We start from the raw sequence: 17,430 nt of genomic DNA, 5'->3' as shown, positions 1-17,430 counted from the left end.
GCCCCTGCGATGCCGTTGCGGCCGGATCAGTTCGGGCCCGCGGCCTGCAGTCCCTCCTGGTCTTCCTCGTCGTCCGCGGCAGCGCCCTCGTCCACCGCGCCCAGCAGGAGCCGGGCATCGGCTTCGGGCAGCGCCTCGACGGCCTTCAAGTTCTTGAGCATGGCGCGGGTACGGACTTCCGTCTGGCCGATCTTGTTGCTGGCGGTGTCCAGCGTCTTCTTGACGCTGGCCAGGGATTCGCCGAACTTGCCGAATTCCGTCTTGACCGCGCGCAGCACCTGCCAGACCTCGGACGAGCGCTGCTCGATGGCCAAGGTGCGGAAACCCATCTGCAGGCTGTTCAGCAACGCCGCCAGGTTGCTGGGGCCGGCCACGTTGACGCGCAGGTCGTGCAGCTTGTCCAGCAGGCCCGGGCGGCGCAACACCTCGGCATACAGGCTTTCGGTGGGCAGGAACATGATGGCGAAGTCGGTGGTGTGCGGCGGCGCCACGTACTTCCCGGCGATCAGGCGCGCCTGCAATTCGACCGCACGGCCCAGCGCGGCCCCGGCGTTCTTCACGCCTTCGGTATCCGCGGCTTCCTGCGCGTCCATGAGGCGCTCGTACTCTTCCTTGGGGAACTTGGCGTCGATCGGCAGCCAGACAGGTTCGCCGCCGTCGCCGCGTCCCGGCAGGCGGATGGCGAACTCCACCACCGCATCGCTGCCCGGCACGGGCTTGATATTGCTGGCGTACTGGTCCGGCGTCATGTTGTCCTCGATCAACCTGGCCAGTTGCACTTCGCCCCAGGTGCCGCGCGACTTCACGTTGGTCAGCACCCGTTTCAGGTCACCCACGCCGGCAGCCAGCGCCTGCATTTCGCCCAGGCCCTTGTGCACGGCCTCCAGGCGGTCCGACACCAGCTTGAAGGACTCGCCCAGGCGTTGCTCCAGCGTGGCGTGGAGCTTTTCGTCCACGGTGCGGCGCATTTCATCGAGCTTGGCGCTGTTGTCGGTTTGCAACGATTGCAGGCGCTGATCCACCGTGGCGCGCACTTCCATCAGGCGCCGCTCGTTGATCTGGATGAGGCCCTGCAACTGCTCGGAGAAGCCCGCGGCGAAGCGCGCCAGGGATTCCGCCGACTCCGCGCGCGCGGCCTGCGCATCGCGCGACAGCCCGGCGCGCAGATCGCCATGCGACTGCGACAGCTCCACCCGCAGGGCGCGCGTGGAGTCCGCGAATTCGCTGCGCAGGCCGCGCTGCCCTTCCGCGATGTCGGAGCGCAGCGCGCGCTCGGTCCGCTCCAGGCTTTCCAGCAGCGCGTCGAGCCGGTCGTCCCTTGCGGGCGGGCGCAGCCAGGCCAGCAAGGCCGCCAGAAAGGCCAGAACAGCGCCGCCCGCGGCAATCCAAAGCAGATGAATGTCGTTCAAAAGATGCGTCTCCAAAGCCGGGATTGTAGGACCCGGACCACATCCACCGCGGTAAATCCGACCTAGATCCGACGCGACCGGACTGACAATCGGAAGCTAGGGATTAAACTCTGGTGCATCCAAACAGGCTTGCTTCTCCCTTGAACCCCGCAGATCCCTCGCCCTGTGCGCCTCAGGCTTCCTTCCAGTCCATCTTCGGACCGCTGGACCTGAACGCCGCCACGCCGGTCGCCTCCGGCCACGACAGGCACATCTTCCAGCACCCCAACATACCTTCCTTGCTCGTCAAGGTCATGGACATGCGCGCCCGCGCGATTTACCTGGAAGCCCGTCCGTTCAAGCGCTGGTACAAACAATACCAACGCGAAAGCGCGTACCGCGTCTACCTGACCGAATTCTCGGAATACGTCACCACCACCACCCGTCCCTCGGGCGTATGGCAGGTGCCCATGGCGCGCATTCTGGGCGTCGCCCAAACCACCCTGGGCCTGGGCCTGGTGGTCGAGAAAATCTGCGATGCCCACGGCAACATCGCCCCCACGGTCACGGACCTGGCCAGGCAAGGCAAGCTGGACGACGCCCTCAGCGCGCAGCTCGACGAATTCTTCGAAGACCTGGCCGATGCCCACGTGGTCCTGCACGACGTTTCCGCCAGCAACATCGCCTGCGGCCTGAACGCCGACGGCAAGCAGGGGCTATACCTGATCGATGGCTTCGGCGGGCTGCCGCTGATTCCGATCTATGCCTGGAGCAAACGCCTGAACAGCCGGCGCATCCACCGCAAGTACGCGCGCATGCGCGCAGCCCTGGCCGAGCGCATCGCCACCGGCGCATTCTGATGCGCCCGCCGCAGGTACAGCCACGGCGCCGTCCAGATGGCTACGGCTGCGGCGCCTCCGGCAGCACCACGCCCTGGCGGTCCACCCATACATAGTCGTGTCCGGCGCGCTGTCCGCGGCGCAAGGGGTTGCGCGTGCAGTAGGCCGCGTAGGCCGGGTCCACGTAACGGTAATGCAGGTGTTCGTCCCGCCCCAGCGGAATGCCCAGGCGCGTGGTGCAGATCAGGGCCTCGGGCGATTCCCCCACATCCTCCACATACAGTGCCTGCGGATCGAAACGGCGCGCGTCCCAGTCCGGCACTTTCAGGCCCAGCGCCCGGCACAGCAGGGTCTGGCCGGCGCACAGGCCGGAGACCGGCCGCGGCCGCCCCTGCGCATCCGGATTCAACTGCAGCATGCGGGCCAGCGCCTGCGGTCCGGACAGCGTGTCCGTCCAGGGATAGGCGGATTTGATCAGCACGGCATTGCCCGGCCCGCCGGCGCTGAAGTTCAGCGAATCGCCGCCACGGGCGTAGTACATGTAGACCGTGCCGCCGTCCATGAACAGGGCCCGTCGCTTGTGCGTGTACCCCAGCGACGCATGGCTGCCCTTCTCTTCCAGGTAATAGGCTTCGGTCTCGATGATGCGGGCCGACAGCCACAGGTCGCCCACGCGGTGCCGGATGACCTTGCCCGGCAGCTCACGCGCCAGCTGCAAGGCGTCGCGGTCGAAAAAGGCGTCGGGCAATACCTGGCCGGCAGCGCCTGGCGCCTGGCCGGACTGGGCCCGCGCCTCAGGCGAACCGTTCGCCGTAGCGTTTTTCGCTGAAGCCAACGCTCACCTCGCCATCGGGCGTGACCGTAACCGGGCGGCGCACCAGCGCCGGATACTCGGCGATCAACTGGCTCCACTGGGCATCGGTGTGCGCCGTCTTGCGATCTTCGGGCAGGTTGCGCCAGGTCATGGACGTGCGATTGACCAGCTTTTCCCAGCCGCCGACCTGGTCCGCCCAGGACTTCAGCGTGGCCGCGGGCACCGGGTTGTCGCGGTAGTCCACGAACGCGTGGGCGACGCCATGCGCGGTGAGCCAGTCGCGCGCCTTGACGCAGGTGCTGCATTTGGTCAGGCCGTACAGGGTGGTTTGCTTCATTTGGATTCGGACTCCTTGCGCCATTGCATGCGGTTGGCCAGGATCACGCAGGTGCCGACCGCCAGGATGAATAGGGTCGCCAGCGCGTTGATCTCGGGTTTCAATCCCAGGCGCACCCGCGAAAAGACTTCCATGGGCAGCGTGCTGGAGCTGGGGCCGGACAGGAACGAGGCCAGCACCACGTCGTCCAGCGACAGGGTGAAGGACAGCAGCCAGGCCGAGGCCAGCGCCGGGGCGATCAGCGGCAGCGTGATCTTGAAGAACACGGTCATGGGCGTGGCGCCCAGATCCAGCGCAGCCTCTTCCAGCGAACGGTCCAGGTCACGGATACGCGTCTGGATGACGACCGCCACGAAGGCCATGCACAGGGTCACGTGGCCCACCCAGATCGTGAAGATGCCGTTCTCCGCGGGCCAGCCCAGGCTGCCGCGCAGTTCCACGAACATCAGCAGGAGCGAAATGCCCAGCACCACTTCGGGGATGACCAGCGGCGCGCTGAGCATGCCCACGTACAGCGCGAAGCCGCGGAAGCGCCCCATGCGGCCCAGCACGTAACCGGCCCAGGTGCCGATGATGACCGCGGCGGTGGCGGTCATGGCGGCGATGCGGAACGACAGCCAGGCCGCGCGCAGCAGCGCGTCGTCGTTGAACAGCGAGTGATACCAGCGGAACGAGAAGCCGGTCCAGGACGTGACGGTGGGCGACTCGTTGAACGAGAACACCATCAGGCTGATGATGGGCACGTACAGGAAGAAGTACCCCAGCCCCAGCACGATGGCGCGCAAAGTCTTGTTGGGCCCGTTCATTTGCGGCCTCCGCTCGCCTGCTCCTGCTGCTTGACCTGGTTGTATTGGAAGACCACCAGCGGCACCAGCAGCAACAGCACCATCACGCAGGTCACGGCAGAGGCCATGGGCCAGTCGGCGTTGTTGAAGAATTCATTCCACATCACGCGGCCCATCATGAGCGTATTGGCGCCGCCCAGCATTTCCGGGATCACGTATTCGCCCACTGCCGGGATGAACACCAGCATGGCGCCCGCGATCACGCCCTGGCGCGACAGCGGCACGGTGATCTGCCAGAAGGCCTGCCAAGGCTTGGCGCCCAGGTCGTAGGCGGCTTCCAGCAGGCGCAGGTCCATCTTCACCAGCGTGGCATACAGCGGCAGGATGAAGAACGGCAGATAGGCGTAGACCATGCCGATATAGACGGCGACGTCGGTACGATAGATTTCCAGCGGGCTGGAAATGATGCCCAGGCCCTGCAGCAGGTTGTTGAGCAGGCCGTCGTTGCGCAGGATGCCCACCCAGGCGTAGACGCGCAGCAGCAGCGAAGTCCAGAACGGCAGGATCACGCCCAAGAGCAGCAGGTTGCGCACGGCGGGCGACGAACGCGCGATGTAGTAGGCGATGGGATAGCCGATCAGCACGCAGAAGAGCGTGGTGATGGCGGCTATCTTCACCGAATTCAGATACGTGGCGAAGTACAGGCTGTCTGTGAAGAGCAGGATGTAGCCGCGCAGGTGCAGGCTGAACTGCACCGCCTCGTCCTTGAATTCGGCCAGCGAGGTATACGGCGGAATGCCGAACTTCAGCTCGGCGAAACTGATCTTCAGGACCAGCAGGAACGGCACCAGCAGGAACAGCACCAGCCAGGCGAACGGCGGCACCACTGCCAGCGCCCGGCCCGACGGCAACCAGTCGCGGGGCGAAAAGCGGATCATGACGCCAGCACCGTGGCGCTGTCGGCGTCCCAGCTGACGAAGATCTCTTCGTCGATGCCGGGCGCATCCATCTGGACCAGCAACTGGCTGGGCACGCTGGCCTCCACCGTCTTGCCGGAATCCAGGCGGATCTGATAGAGCGCGTAGCTGCCCATCCACGCCATGTGGCTGACCATGCCGTGGGCCCAGTTGTATTCGGCCTCGGGCTGCTCGCGCGACACCACCAGCCGTTCAGGCCGGATGGAGACGTGCACTTCCATGCCCAGCGGCTCGCTCACGCCATGGTTGACGAAGAGCGGACGGGTCAGTTCGCCGCACTCGATGGCGACGTGATCGGGCTCGTCGACCACGATGGTCCCGGTGAACATATTGGTCGAACCGATAAAGCTGGCGACGAAGCGGGAATTCGGAAAGGCGTAGACGTCCTGCGGCGTGCCGCATTGGACGATCTGGCCTTCGGTCATGACTGCCAGGCGGTGGGCCATGGTCATGGCTTCTTCCTGGTCGTGCGTGACCATGATGCAGGTCACGCCGACCTGCTCCAGGATCTTCACCAGTTCGATCTGGGTCTTCTGGCGGATCTGCTTGTCCAGCGCGGACATGGGTTCGTCCAGCAGCAGCAGCTTGGGCCGCTTGACCAGGCTGCGCGCCAGCGCCACGCGCTGCTGCTGCCCGCCCGACAACTGGTTGGGCTTGCGGCGCGAATAGCCGGCCATCTGGACCAGGTCCAGGGCTTCGAACACGCGATCATGGATCTCGGCCCGGTCCACGCCTTCCTGCTTCAGGCCGAAGGCCACGTTGGCCTCGACCGTCATGTGCGGGAACAGCGCGTAGGACTGGAACATCATGTTCACGGGCCGGCGGTATGGCGGCACGTGCGTGATGTCCTCGCCGTCCAGGAAAATCTGGCCCGAGGTGGACTCCTCGAAGCCCGCCAGCATGCGCAGCAAGGTCGACTTGCCGCTGCCCGAGCTGCCGAGCAGGGCGAAGATCTCGTTGCGCTTGACCGAGAGATTGACGGAACGGACGGCGACCACATCGCCGAAGATCTTTACGACATCGGAGATCCGAACGAACTCGTCCGGATCGGCCGAATGCTGCGCCGAGTAACGGCTATCGCTCATGATGACTTATCTTCCAGACTTCAGCTCGGACCACATCCGGTTTTGCAGGCGTTGGATGTTCAAGGGCAGCGCCTTGATCACGTACAGGGTCTTGGAGACCTCCGCCGGCGGGTAGATCATGGGGTTGTCGGCCACGTCCTTGACCACGTACTGCCGCGCCTCTTTGTTGGCGTTGGGGTAGAACATGGTGTTGGTGATGGCCGCGTGCACCTTGGGCGTTTCGATGTAGTTGATGAAGGCCAGCGCCTCTTCGGGATGCGGCGCATCCTTGGGGATGACCATCAGGTCGAACCAGGCGGGCGCGCCGCCCTTGGGAATGAAGTAGTTCACTTCATACGCCTTCTTGGCGTCCTGGGCGCGCTTGCGGGCGATCATCACGTCGCCGGAGAAACCGTAGACCATGCACAGGTCGCCCACGGCCAGCTCGTCGATGTAGCCGGACGAACTGAACTGGCGGATGTACGGGCGGATCTTCATCAGCACTTCCAGCGCGGCCTTGTAGTCGTCCGCGTTGGTGCTGTTGGGGTCCTTGCCCAGGTACTTCAGCACGGCCGGGAACACCTGGGCGGCCTCGTCCAGCATCGAAATGCCGCACTCTTTCAGCTTGGCGGCGTTCTCGGGCTTGAAGATCATGTCCCAGTTGGCCAGGTCCACGCCATCGCCCATGATCTGCTTGACCTTGGTGACGTTGTAGCCCAGGCCGTTGGTGCCGTAGCCCCAGGGGATGGCGTACTCGTTGCCGGGATCGACGGTGGCGACCAGCGCCATGATTTCGGGATCCAGGTACTTCCAGTTCGGGATCTTGGACTTGTCCAGCTTCTGGAACAGGCCGGCTTCGATCTGGCGCGAGGCGTAATGCGTGGACGGGACAACGACGTCATAGCCCGACTTGCCGGCCAACAGCTTGGCCTGCAGGGTGTCGTTGCTGTCGTAGACGTCATAGCGGACCTTGATGCCGGTTTCCTTTTCAAAACCGGGAATCGTGTCCGGAGCCGTGTATTCGGCCCAGTTGTAGACGTTGACGACCTTGTTCTGCGCCACCGCAGCCGAAGAGGCCGCCGTAACCAGCATCGCCCCCAGCGCCCAGCGCATGCCCGCCCGTAATTTCATCACCAGCCCCCTTGCGTTATGCCGTATGTGACAGGAGTACCAAAAGGCGAAATGATAAAGCTTTTTAGCGATGACCTGCCCAACTTTGCCGGCTGATTGGCGCGATTTGGACCCAATGGCGGCAATTGGCCGCCCGCGCCCGGATCAGGGCTGGATTCCCACGCCCCAGGCCGTCCAGTAGCTGTCGCGCAGGCGCAGCCAGAAGCGCTCGCCCTCTTCCCCCGCCACCTTGCGCAGCGAGCGGCGCAGGCGTTCCAGGTTGGCCTCGCGCTGCCGGTCCGACAGGGCGCCTTGCGTGCCGCGGTCGAAATCGATCAGCCAGACGCGGCCGTCGCTGCCCACCAGGATATTGAAGGCGTTGAGGTCGGCATGCCAGACGCCGGCCCGGTGCATGCGCACGATAGCCTCGGCCGCCGCCTGCCAGACCGGTTCGGCCAGCATCTGGGCCAGGGGCCGCACGCCGGGGATACGCTCGACCACGATGGCGGCACGGTAGATCGGGCCCTGCCGCCAGTACGCGGCGGCCAGCGGCGCCGGCACCGCCAGGCCCTGCGCGCGCATGGCGGCCAGCAGGCGGTATTCGCGGAAGCTGCGGGTGCGGGCCTCGCCGTTCCAGAGATAGGCGTCGCGGCTGATGCGCGCGATCATCCCGCCGCGGCGGTAGCGGCGCAGCACGCCCTGCCAGCCTGCGCCCTGCACGAACCAGGCCGCCTGGCGCCCGCCGGCGTCCACCGGCCGTGCCCGCTCGCCGTAGTGCGCAGGGTTGAACAGGTCCGGGCCAGCCTCGGCCAGCCGCGAGGGATCGCTCAGCATGGCCCCGCCCAGCGGGCCGGACCAGGCCTGGCGCCGTTCGCCGGACCGGGAATCGTCTTCAGCCTTCACGATTGCGCATCCAATCGGCCACGCCGTAGAAGGACTGCAGCAGGCGATCCACCAGGGCCGGCGCTATGCCCTGGTCTTCCATGGCCCGGCCGATACAGGTGACCCACTGGTCGCGCTCGACCTCGCCGATCGAGAACGGCAGGTGCCGGGCGCGCAGCCGCGGATGGCCGAAGCGTTCTATATAGTGGTCCGGACCGCCGAAGTAGCCGCAAAGAAACCAGAACAGCTTGTCGCGCGCCTGGTCCAGGCTGGGGCCATGGGCGGCCCGCAGTTCTTTCAGGTCGGGCTCCATGTCCATCAGGTCATAGAAGCGGTCCACCAGGGCGCGCACGCCCGGCTCGCCGCCGAGTAGGTCAAAAATGCTGCTGGAATTTTCCACGGGTTCGGTAATCGTATGGACGCGCGTCGGCATCAGGTTTCTCGTAGGGTGACCAGGGGCGGCGTGCGCAACACGCCGCGCAGGGCCAGGGCGCCGCCCGCCCAGGCGCCCAGCATGCCCGCCGCGATGCCCGCCAGCCACGGCCAGAGGCTGAGAGTAATAGTGAAATCAAAGACCTGCGTTGACAAAGCCCAAGCGATCGCCGTGGCGCCGGCCGCCGCCAGCAGCCCGGCCAGGCCGCCCACCGCCCACAGCTCGATGCGCTGGGAGCGCGCCAGCTGGCTGCGGGTCGCACCCAACGCCCGCAGCACGGCGGCCTCGCGCATGCGCTCGTCGCGCGTAGCGGTCAGCGCCGCGGACAGCACCAGCACGCCGGCCGCCAAGGTGAACAGGAACAGCAGCTGCACCGCCTTGCCCACCTCGTTCAGCACGGACTGCAGCTGCTGCAGGATGGCGCCCACGTCGAACACGGTCAGGTTCGGGAACTCGCGCACCAGCGCGGGCAGGACCGAGGCCTTTTCGGGCGGCAAGTAGAAGGAAGTGATCCAGCTTTGGGGCATGTCGGCCAGCGCGGCGGGGGTCAGGATGGCGAAAAAATTGACGCGCATCGTATCCCAATCGACCCGGCGGGTGCTGGAAACGGCCACCTCGACCTGCTGGCCCGCCACGTCGAAGGTCATCTTGTCGCCCAGCGCCAGGCCCAGCGTCTTGGCCAGGCCGGACTCCAGCGACACCTCGGCTGCGCCGGGTTCCAGCCAGCGGCCCTGCTCGATGCGGTTGGACGAGGGCAGCTCGTCGCCATAGGACAGATTGAACTCGCGGTCCACCAGGCGCTTGGCGCGGGGCTCCTCGTAGTCGTCCGGCCCCACGGGCTTGCCGTTGATGGCGATCAGCCGCCCCCGCACCATCGGCGCCAGCGCGATGCGGCCCAGGCCTTCGCGCGTCAGCGCGTCGGTCACGGCCTGGCGCTGGTCCGGCTGCACATTGATGAGGAAGCGGTTGGGCGCGTCCGGCGGCAGGGTCCGCTGCCAGCCCTGGATCAGGTCGGTGCGCGTCATGGTCAGCAACAGCAGCGCCATCAGGCCCACCGCCAGCGCGCAGACCTGGGTAATGGTGGCGGCGCGCCGGCGCACCACCCCAGCCAGCGCGAAGCGCAGCGCCGGCAAGCCGGCGGCCAGCCGGCGCACGCGCGCCAGGCCCAGGATGCAGAGCCAGGCCACCAGCGCAAACACGGCGAAGGCGCCCAGGAAGCCGCCCGCCACCACCCCGCCCAGCTTGGCGTCGCCCGCGAACCACCAGATCAGCAGGGCGAAGCCCGTGGCGCCCAGGACATAGCCCAGGGCGCTGCGCGCGCTGAGCGTATCGGCATCGCGCCGCAGCACCCGGGCGGGCGGCACGTGGCGTAGCTGGGCCAGCGCCGGCAGGGCGAAGCCCAGCAACAGCAGCAGCCCGGTCAGCACCCCCTGCAAGGCCGGTATGGCCGAGGGCGCGGGCAAGGTGGTATCGATGAGCGAGCCCAGCAGCATCACCAGCACCTGATGCACCGCGTAGCCCAGCAGGCAGCCCGCGGCCGACGAGAACAGGCCGACCAGGGTGAATTCCAGCGTCAGCATGCGCGACACCTGCGACTGCACCGCGCCCAGGCAGCGCATGACCGCAATGCCGTCGCGGTGGCGCGTCATGTAGCGGCCGGCCGCCAGGGCCACGGCCACCGCCGATATCAGCACCGCCAGCAGCGCCACCAGCGACAGGAAACGCTGCGCCCGGTCCAACGTGCGGCGCACTTCCGGACGGCCGGACTCCAGGGTGGCGACCTTCTGGCCGCGCTTCAAATTCTGCTTGAGCCAGGACGAGTACCCCGCCACGGCGTCCGGCTGGCCCGCGACCAACATGGCATAGCCGATGCGGCTGCCCGGCGCGATCAGGCCGGTGGCCGGCAGGTCGCTGGCGCGCAGCAGCACCCGCGGCGCCACGTTGACGAACTGCATGCCGCGGTCCGGTTCGTAAGTAATGACGCGGTCCACCCGAAGATGGGCGTCGCCCACGTTCAGCATGTCGCCTACTTTCAGGTTCAGCAGCGACAGCAATTGCCCATCCACCCAGACCGCGCCCTCGGGCGGAATATCGCGCGTCGCGGCGTCGGGCTCGAACGGCGCGCCCGCCACGCGCAAGGCTCCGCGCAGCGGATAACCGGGCTCGACGGCCTTCAGTGCGGCCAGTTGTGCGCCGTTGCCAGCGCCCACCATGGAGGGAAACTGCCATGTGCTGGACACGGTCAGGCCGCGTTCCCGGGCCTGATCCATGAAGGCCGCGGGCACCGGCTCGTCGGCATCCAGCACCAGGTCGGCGCCCAGCATCTGCCCGGCGTCGCGCTCCAGCGCCCGTCCGACCCGGTCTGCCAGGAAGCCGACGCTGGTCACCGCGGCCACCGCCACGACCAGCGCCAGCACCAGCAGGCGCAGCTCTCCGGCGCGGGCGTCGCGCATCATCATCCTGGCGCCCTGGCGCAGGGTGGACCAAAAACCGGGGCGCCTGGCCCGTGACATATCAGGGAAATCCATCATTCCACAATGTTAACCAACGGCCTAGATCGGGGCCGAATCCCGATATCATCCCGGGGCGGGAGGCAAAGCCACCCATAAAGATACCCAAACCTGGAGAAGACAATGCGTAAATCCTGGCTTGCCGCCACGATTCTGGCCGCCTGCGCGGCCGCCACCTCCCTGCCCGCCACGGCGCAGAACACCTTGAAGATGGCCTATGCGCTGTCCACGTCCTCGCACTACGGCGCCGGCGCCGACGCGATGGCCAAGTCCATCGAAGCCTCCACCGGCGGCAAGTACAAGGTACAGCAATTCGCCAACAGCGCGCTGGGCGGCGAACGCGAAGTGATCGAAGGCCTGCAGATCGGCACCATCGACCTGGCCATCGTCTCGACCGGCGCCACCTTGAACTTCGTGCCCGAAACCGGCGTTTTCGACATTCCCTTCCTGCTGCGCGACCTGCCGCACGCCCGTAACGTGCTGGACAGCAAGATCGGACAAGATATGCTGGCAAAGTTCCCCAGCCGCGGCATCATCGCCCTGGCCTGGGGCGAACAGGGCTTCCGCCACCTGACCAACAACGTCCGCCCGGTCAAGACCCCGGCCGACGCCAAGGGCCTGAAGATCCGCACCACGGAAAACCCGATCCACATCACGGCTTTCCGCCAGATCGGCATCCTGCCCACCCCCATGGCCTGGCCTGAAGTCGCCACCGCCCTGCAGCAAGGCACCATCGACGGCCAGGAAAACCCGCTGTCGGTGATCACCTCGGCCAAGCTGTCGCAAATGCAGAAGTACCTGTCGCTGACCGGCCACGTCTATGGCCCGGCCCTGGTGCTGATGTCGGCCAACGTGTACGAGGGCCTGTCGGCCGCGGACAAGGCCAACTTCGATAAGGCCGGCAAGGAATCCGCCCAGGCCATGCGCGCCTACGTGGACAACATCGAGAAGACAGGCGTCGAGCAACTGAAGAAGGAAGGCATGCAGGTGACCGAGGTGGACCGCGCCGCTTTCGCCGCCGCCGTCGAGCCCGCCTACCCCGAGTACTACAAGAAGTTCGACAAGAAGCTGATCGACGCGATCCGCGACACCAAGTAAGCAGGGCCCGCCCCGACCCGGGGCGCATCCCCCTGGCGGCGGGATTCCGGTCCCGCCGCTTTTGTTCCCATCCTTTGCGTACCACGCCAATAGGATTCATCATGCGTTTGCTCTGCGCCTTCGACCGGGGCCTGTTCAAGTTGGTCTCGGTCTTTGCCCAATTGCTGCTGGTGGCCGCCGCGGCCGCCGCCTTCTACCAAGTCATCGCGCGTTTCGTGTTGCACTCCCCCGCCGACTGGAGCGAGGTGCTGACCCGCGCCCTCCTGATCTGGACCGTGCTGCTGGGCGTGGCCCTGGCCTTCCGCCACGGCGCCATGATCAGCGTGGAGTTGCTGCGCAACCTGCTGGGCGGCACGCGCCGCCGCGTGCTTGAAGCCGTCATCGGCCTGATCTGCGCCGGATTCCTGGGCTTCCTGGCCTGGATTGGCGGCAACATGACCTATCGCGTGCGCTTCCAGACCGTGCCCAGCCTGGACATTTCGATTTCCTGGATCTACTTGGCCATCCCCGTGGGCGCCACCCTCGCCGCCATCGCCGTGCTGGCCCGCTGGTGCGCCGGCGAAGCAGACGACGTGCCCGTGCGCAACGACGCGCAAGGCTGAGCCGCCCCCATCGAACATAAGCAGCAGATATCGCCATGTCCCAATTAATGATTGTCTCGATGCTGATTTTCTTCGGGCTGTCCGTGCCGGTCGCCGTGTCGATCGGACTGGCCAGCCTGGCGGGAGTCGGCGCCGCCGGCCTGCCCTGGGTGGTGGTGGCCCAGCAACTGTTCGCCGCGCTGGACAAGTACCCGCTGGTCGCCATCCCCTTCTTCATCCTGGCCGGCAACCTGATGGAAGCCGGCGGGATCTCCGAACGCATGGTGGAGTTCGCCAAGAGCGTGGTGGGCGGCATCCAGGGCGGCCTGGCCTGCACCTGCGTGCTGACCTGCATGATCTTCGCCGCCGTGGCCGGCTCCAGCGTAGCCACCACCTTCGCGGTAGGCGCGATCCTGATTCCCGCGATGATCCGGCACGGCTACCCCGCGCCCTTCGCCGCCTCATTGCAGGCCAGCGCGGCGGAACTGGGCGTGATCATCCCGCCGTCCATTCCGATGATTCTGTTCGCGGTGTCCACCGACACCTCGACCGGCGAACTCTTCATCGCCGGCGTCATGCCCGGCATCCTGATCGGCGCGGCACTGATGTTCTACGTCTGGTTCTACGCCAAGCGCAACAACCTGGGCAAGCGCGACGGCGAAGGCCGCCTGCCGCTGTGGCCGGCGTTCAAGAACGCCTGGCTGGCGCTGCTGATGCCGGTCATCATCCTGGGCGGGATCTACGGCGGCGTGTTCACGCCGACCGAGGCCTCGGTGGTGGCGGTGATGTACGCGGTGGTGGTGGGCAAGTTCATCTACCGCCGCCTGAGCTTCAAGCAGTTGTCGGACACGCTGCACAAGTCGGTGGTATCGACGGCCGTGATCATGTTCGTGATCGCCAACGCCGGCATCTTCAGCTTCTTGCTCAACCGCGCGGGCATCCCCGACGCGCTGGGCGTGTGGCTGGCGCAAATCTTCGACACCAAGCTCACCTTCCTGATGGGCGTGAACGCGGCGCTGTTCCTGATCGGCATGTTCATCGAAACCTCGGCATCCATCGTGGTGTTGGCCCCCTTGCTGCTGCCGGTGGCGCTGAAGTTCGGCGTGGAGCCGGTGCACTTCGGCATCATCATGGTGGTGAACCTGGCGCTGGGGATGATTACGCCGCCGTTCGGGGTGAATCTTTTCGCGGCTTGCGCGGTGGCTAAGTTGCCGTTGGAGAGGTTGGTCAAGCCGTTGGTTCCGTTTGTGGGGGTGGTGATTGTTTGCCTGATGATCATTACTTATTGGCCTGGGTTGTCGCTGGGATTGCGGGATCTGGTCTACGCGAAGTAGCTTCTTTCGTTTGGCTTGGCGGGCTTGGCTTCTTCGTAGGCCGCTCGCCGGCGCGGGCGCCATGGGGGCGAGCAACCTCGATGCGCCCGAGGGAATCTGAAGGGAAGGCCGAAGGCCTGGACGAAGATGACGACGGGGCAGTCCGGAGCGAAGGCTCCGGACCGCAATCGTGGGCGCCCGCCACTCAGACGCCCGCGCCGACGGGCGGCCTACGAAAGAGCTGGGACCATCGAAGTCCGAAGCCCCACCAACGAAGCCCCACGGAACTCAACACCAGGCAGCCACACAGCCAGGAAGCTAAAAATCCCGCCTACTTCCCAGCACTGTCCGACCAGCCCTTGGACAACTCCACAGCCTGCCTCCACCGCTTCATCCGCGCAGCCCGTACAGACTCCGGCCAAGTTGGCTCGAACGTCCGTTCCGCCTGCCACTTCGAGGCAAACTCATCCAGTCCCGACCAGAACCCCACCGCCAGTCCCGCCAAGCCCGCAGCCCCCAGCGCAGTCGATTCGGACACGCGCGGACGCACCACCGGGACGCCCAGCAGGTCCGCCTGCATCTGCATTAGCAAGTCGTTGCGGGCCGCGCCGCCGTCCACGCGCAGCTCGGTCAGCGCGATGCCGCTGTCGCCGTTCATGCAGGTCAGCAGTTCCGCGCTTTGCAGCGCGATGGATTCCAGCGTGGCGCGGGCGATGTGGGCGCGGGTGGTGCCGCGGGTCAGGCCCACCAGGGTGCCGCGCGCATAAGGGTCCCAGTGCGGCGCGCCCAGGCCGGCGAAGGCCGGCACCATGAAGACGTCGTCGGTGTCGGCCACGCTGGCGGCCAGGGATTCGATTTCTTCAGAGCGCTGGATGATGCCCAGCCCGTCGCGCAGCCATTGCACCGCGGCGCCGGCCACGAACACGCCGCCTTCCAGCATGTAGGTCGGGCGCCAGCCGCCATTGCCGGCCTGCGGCAGGCCCCAGCCTACCGTGGACAGCAGGTGGTTGCGGGATTGCACCGGCTTGTCGCCCACGTTCATCAGCATGAAGCAGCCGGTGCCGTAGGTGTTCTTGGCCATGCCCGGCGTGAAGCAGGCCTGGCCGAAGGTGGCGGCCTGCTGGTCGCCGGCGTCGCCAGCGATGGGGATGGAGCCGCCCAGCCATTCGGGCAGGGCCTCGCCCACCACCGCGCTGCTGGGCGCGATTGCCGGCAGCACGCTGCGCGGGATCTTGAGCAGCGCCAGGATCTCGTCGTTCCAGTCCTGCGTGTGCAGGTCGAACAGCATGGTGCGCGACGCATTGCTGGGGTCGGTGCTATGCACCGCTCCGCCGGTCAGTTGCCAGATCAGCCAGGTGTCCACGGTGCCGAAGGCCAGTTCGCCGCGGTCGGCCATCTGGCGCGCGCCGGGTACGTGGTCCAGCAGCCAGGCGAGCTTGGTGCCGGAGAAATAGGCGTCCAGCACCAGGCCGGTGCGCGATTGCAGGAAATCGGCGTGGCCGTCCTGGCGCAGCTGGTCGCACATCGGCGCTGTGCGGCGGTCCTGCCAGACGATGGCGCGGGCCAGCGGGCGGCCCGTGGCGCGTTCCCAGATCAGGGTGGTCTCGCGCTGGTTGGTGATGCCGATGGCGGCGATGTCGGCGGCGGTCGCGCCGGCGTTGCGCAGAGCCTCGCGGGCTACGTCCAGCTGGCTGTGCCAGATCTCGCTGGCGTCGTGTTCGACCCAGCCCGGCCGCGGATAGTGCTGGCGGAATTCACGCTGGCCTACGCCGCGCACCACGCCTTCGCGGTCGAACACGATTGCGCGGGAGCTGGTCGTGCCCTGGTCCAGGGCTAGGACAAATTCATTCGTCGTCACTTTGTTTGGCGCCGTTCAGGTGTGCCCCGGCCAGAGGTTCGAGGCGTCTAAAGGAGAAGGTCGAGGCCATGCACAGCACGCCGACGACGATGAAGCCTGCGACGACGTCGCGGATCGCCAGCGTTTCCGCGCCGCGCAAGGACATGCTGATGTTCAGCGTCACCGCGGCCACGCCCACGCCCAGGCTGATGCCGAGCTGTTGCGCCATGGCGGCGAAACTGCTGGCGCGGCTCATCTTGGACGGGGGGATGTCGGCATAGGTTAGCGTATTTACCCCGGTGAATTGCAGCGAACGGAAAAAGCCGCCGACCAGCAGGATGACGATCATCAGCCACACCGGCGTGGTGGGCGTGAAGGCGCCGCAGATCACGATGAACGCGCCCGCCAGCACGGCGTTCACGGTCAGCACCCGGCGAAAGCCGAAGTGCTTCACGATGGGGGTGGCCACGAACTTCATCAGCAGCGCGCCCGCCGCGCTGGCGAAGGTGATCAGGCCGGCCGCGAACGGCGTGAGGCCGAAGCCGACCTGCAGCAGCATGGCCAGCAGGAAGGGCGTTGCGCCCACGGCGAAGCGGCACAGGTTGCCGCCCAGCGTGGAAATGGCGAAGGTGGGGATCCGCATCAAGGACAGGTCGATGATGGGATGCTCCGTACGCTTGGCATGCCAGCCGTAGAGCAGGCCGCAGACGGTGCCCACGGCGATCAGCCCCAGCAGCATGGACAGCGGCATGACGTCGCGGCCGATGGCCTCGAAGCCGCTGACCAGGGTGGCCAGGCAGATCGCGCTGAGCAGGAAGCCCGGCCAGTCCAGGCGCGGGGCGGATTCCTCGCGGATCTCCGCGACATAGCGCAGCACCAGGAAAATGCCCAGGATCCCGATGGGGATATTGATCAGGAAGATCCAGTGCCAGGACATATAGGTGACCATGAAGCCGCCCAGTGGCGGTCCGATCACCGGGCCCAGCAGGGCCGGAATGGAAAGAAAGGACATGGCCTTCAGCAAGTCCTGCTTGGGCACGGTGCGCAGCAGGATGATCCGTCCCACCGGCACCATCATCGCGCCCGCCATCCCCTGGACGATGCGGGCCAGGACCAGCTGCGGCAGATCCTGGGACAGCGCACAGGCCACGGAGCTGAGCGTGAACAGGCCGATCGCCGCCACGAACACCCGCCGTGCCCCGTAGCGGTCGGCCGCCCAGCCGCTGACGGGTACGAAAACCGCCACCGAAAGCAGATAGGACGTAATGGCCACGTTCAGCCGCACGGGGGTGGATCCCAGGGCGCGGGCCATGGCCGGCAGGGCGGTGGCCACCACGGTGGCGTCCAGCATCTGCATGAACAGCGCACAGCCCACAATGAAGGGAATCATGCGCGCCGCGCGCGCTGCTTGCTCACTGGAAAGAGGAGCGGGACGGGCTGCTGCTGCGGATTCTGCGGACAT

The 17,430-nt window shown here is 66.5% G+C and carries 16 protein-coding genes; 4 read left to right on the top strand and 12 right to left on the bottom strand.

Annotated features, from left to right (window positions below; translation table 11 throughout):
• Window positions 1-26: 26 nt before the first annotated feature.
• Window positions 27-1,409, bottom strand: a complete 1,383-nt coding sequence (locus tag AC6LKD_RS10205) for a DNA recombination protein RmuC (protein ID WP_013392658.1) — start codon at window positions 1,407-1,409, stop codon at window positions 27-29.
• A gap of 140 nt (window positions 1,410-1,549) precedes the next feature.
• Here AC6LKD_RS10205 and AC6LKD_RS10200 point away from each other — a divergent pair, with 140 nt between their 5' ends.
• On the top strand, window positions 1,550-2,248 hold the full coding sequence (locus tag AC6LKD_RS10200; protein WP_498116090.1) for a PhoP regulatory network YrbL family protein: 699 nt from the start codon (window positions 1,550-1,552) through the stop codon (window positions 2,246-2,248).
• 40 nt (window positions 2,249-2,288) lie between these two features.
• Here the strand turns inward: AC6LKD_RS10200 and AC6LKD_RS10195 are convergent, their stop codons facing one another.
• The 9 genes from AC6LKD_RS10195 to AC6LKD_RS10155 form a co-directional block, all read right to left on the bottom strand.
• Window positions 2,289-2,975 (bottom strand): DNA-3-methyladenine glycosylase, encoded by a 687-nt coding sequence (locus tag AC6LKD_RS10195; RefSeq protein WP_498116089.1) that lies wholly within the window; start codon window positions 2,973-2,975, stop codon window positions 2,289-2,291.
• A gap of 46 nt (window positions 2,976-3,021) precedes the next feature.
• Window positions 3,022-3,378 (bottom strand): arsenate reductase, encoded by a 357-nt coding sequence (locus AC6LKD_RS10190; RefSeq protein ID WP_498116088.1) that lies wholly within the window; start codon window positions 3,376-3,378, stop codon window positions 3,022-3,024.
• The gene (locus tag AC6LKD_RS10185) at window positions 3,375-4,184 is read right to left on the bottom strand and encodes an ABC transporter permease subunit (protein ID WP_498116087.1); all 810 of its coding nucleotides are present in this window, start codon (window positions 4,182-4,184) and stop codon (window positions 3,375-3,377) included. The genes AC6LKD_RS10190 and AC6LKD_RS10185 overlap by 4 nt, the downstream gene beginning before the upstream one ends.
• Complete coding sequence (locus AC6LKD_RS10180; protein WP_013392653.1) at window positions 4,181-5,101, bottom strand: ABC transporter permease subunit; 921 nt, start codon at window positions 5,099-5,101, stop codon at window positions 4,181-4,183. The genes AC6LKD_RS10185 and AC6LKD_RS10180 overlap by 4 nt, the downstream gene beginning before the upstream one ends.
• A complete protein-coding gene (locus AC6LKD_RS10175; RefSeq protein ID WP_492274632.1) occupies window positions 5,098-6,225 on the bottom strand; it encodes an ABC transporter ATP-binding protein in 1,128 nt (375 codons plus the stop codon). Before AC6LKD_RS10175 ends, AC6LKD_RS10180 begins: the two co-directional genes overlap by 4 nt.
• A gap of 6 nt (window positions 6,226-6,231) precedes the next feature.
• On the bottom strand, window positions 6,232-7,335 hold the full coding sequence (locus tag AC6LKD_RS10170) for a polyamine ABC transporter substrate-binding protein (RefSeq protein ID WP_492274633.1): 1,104 nt from the start codon (window positions 7,333-7,335) through the stop codon (window positions 6,232-6,234).
• A 144-nt stretch (window positions 7,336-7,479) separates the two neighbouring features.
• Window positions 7,480-8,148, bottom strand: coding sequence for a 3-deoxy-D-manno-octulosonic acid kinase (locus AC6LKD_RS10165; protein ID WP_242702394.1), 669 nt, complete (start codon window positions 8,146-8,148; stop codon window positions 7,480-7,482).
• A gap of 58 nt (window positions 8,149-8,206) precedes the next feature.
• Window positions 8,207-8,629, bottom strand: coding sequence for a group II truncated hemoglobin (locus tag AC6LKD_RS10160; protein WP_207466443.1), 423 nt, complete (start codon window positions 8,627-8,629; stop codon window positions 8,207-8,209).
• Window positions 8,629-11,160 (bottom strand): ABC transporter permease, encoded by a 2,532-nt coding sequence (locus tag AC6LKD_RS10155; RefSeq protein ID WP_498116086.1) that lies wholly within the window; start codon window positions 11,158-11,160, stop codon window positions 8,629-8,631. Before AC6LKD_RS10155 ends, AC6LKD_RS10160 begins: the two co-directional genes overlap by 1 nt.
• A gap of 102 nt (window positions 11,161-11,262) precedes the next feature.
• On the opposite strand from AC6LKD_RS10155, the gene AC6LKD_RS10150 reads away from it, so the two are divergent.
• From AC6LKD_RS10150 to AC6LKD_RS10140, 3 genes are all read left to right on the top strand, one after another.
• Entirely contained in the window at window positions 11,263-12,237 is a 975-nt protein-coding gene (locus AC6LKD_RS10150) for a TRAP transporter substrate-binding protein (protein WP_498116085.1), read from the top strand.
• A gap of 101 nt (window positions 12,238-12,338) precedes the next feature.
• Window positions 12,339-12,839, top strand: a complete 501-nt coding sequence (locus AC6LKD_RS10145; RefSeq protein ID WP_498116084.1) for a TRAP transporter small permease — start codon at window positions 12,339-12,341, stop codon at window positions 12,837-12,839.
• 35 nt (window positions 12,840-12,874) lie between these two features.
• Window positions 12,875-14,152, top strand: coding sequence for a TRAP transporter large permease (locus AC6LKD_RS10140; protein ID WP_498116083.1), 1,278 nt, complete (start codon window positions 12,875-12,877; stop codon window positions 14,150-14,152).
• 310 nt (window positions 14,153-14,462) lie between these two features.
• On the opposite strand, the gene glpK is transcribed toward AC6LKD_RS10140, so the two are convergent.
• Window positions 14,463-15,989, bottom strand: a complete 1,527-nt coding sequence (gene glpK, locus AC6LKD_RS10135) for a glycerol kinase GlpK (RefSeq protein ID WP_498116082.1) — start codon at window positions 15,987-15,989, stop codon at window positions 14,463-14,465.
• Entirely contained in the window at window positions 15,976-17,430 is a 1,455-nt protein-coding gene (locus AC6LKD_RS10130; RefSeq protein ID WP_498116081.1) for a DHA2 family efflux MFS transporter permease subunit, read from the bottom strand. Before AC6LKD_RS10130 ends, glpK begins: the two co-directional genes overlap by 14 nt.

The sequence above is a fragment of the Achromobacter sp. D7-1 genome (assembly GCF_059760445.1).
This window is presented reverse-complemented; position numbering and strand designations above follow the sequence as displayed.

Bases quoted from the DNA above. Each gene is read 5' to 3' on its own strand.
- AC6LKD_RS10190 (WP_498116088.1), bottom strand. From the start codon at position 3,378: ATGAAGCAAACCACCCTGTACGGCCTGACCAAATGCAGCACCTGCGTC.
- AC6LKD_RS10185 (WP_498116087.1), bottom strand. From the start codon at position 4,184: ATGAACGGGCCCAACAAGACTTTGCGCGCCATCGTGCTGGGGCTGGGG.
- AC6LKD_RS10180 (WP_013392653.1), bottom strand. From the start codon at position 5,101: ATGATCCGCTTTTCGCCCCGCGACTGGTTGCCGTCGGGCCGGGCGCTG.
- AC6LKD_RS10175 (WP_492274632.1), bottom strand. From the start codon at position 6,225: ATGAGCGATAGCCGTTACTCGGCGCAGCATTCGGCCGATCCGGACGAG.
- AC6LKD_RS10170 (WP_492274633.1), bottom strand. From the start codon at position 7,335: ATGAAATTACGGGCGGGCATGCGCTGGGCGCTGGGGGCGATGCTGGTT.
- AC6LKD_RS10165 (WP_242702394.1), bottom strand. From the start codon at position 8,148: ATGCTGAGCGATCCCTCGCGGCTGGCCGAGGCTGGCCCGGACCTGTTC.
- AC6LKD_RS10160 (WP_207466443.1), bottom strand. From the start codon at position 8,629: ATGCCGACGCGCGTCCATACGATTACCGAACCCGTGGAAAATTCCAGC.
- AC6LKD_RS10155 (WP_498116086.1), bottom strand. From the start codon at position 11,160: ATGATGGATTTCCCTGATATGTCACGGGCCAGGCGCCCCGGTTTTTGG.
- AC6LKD_RS10150 (WP_498116085.1), top strand. From the start codon at position 11,263: ATGCGTAAATCCTGGCTTGCCGCCACGATTCTGGCCGCCTGCGCGGCC.
- AC6LKD_RS10145 (WP_498116084.1), top strand. From the start codon at position 12,339: ATGCGTTTGCTCTGCGCCTTCGACCGGGGCCTGTTCAAGTTGGTCTCG.
- AC6LKD_RS10140 (WP_498116083.1), top strand. From the start codon at position 12,875: ATGTCCCAATTAATGATTGTCTCGATGCTGATTTTCTTCGGGCTGTCC.
- AC6LKD_RS10130 (WP_498116081.1), bottom strand. From the start codon at position 17,430: ATGTCCGCAGAATCCGCAGCAGCAGCCCGTCCCGCTCCTCTTTCCAGT.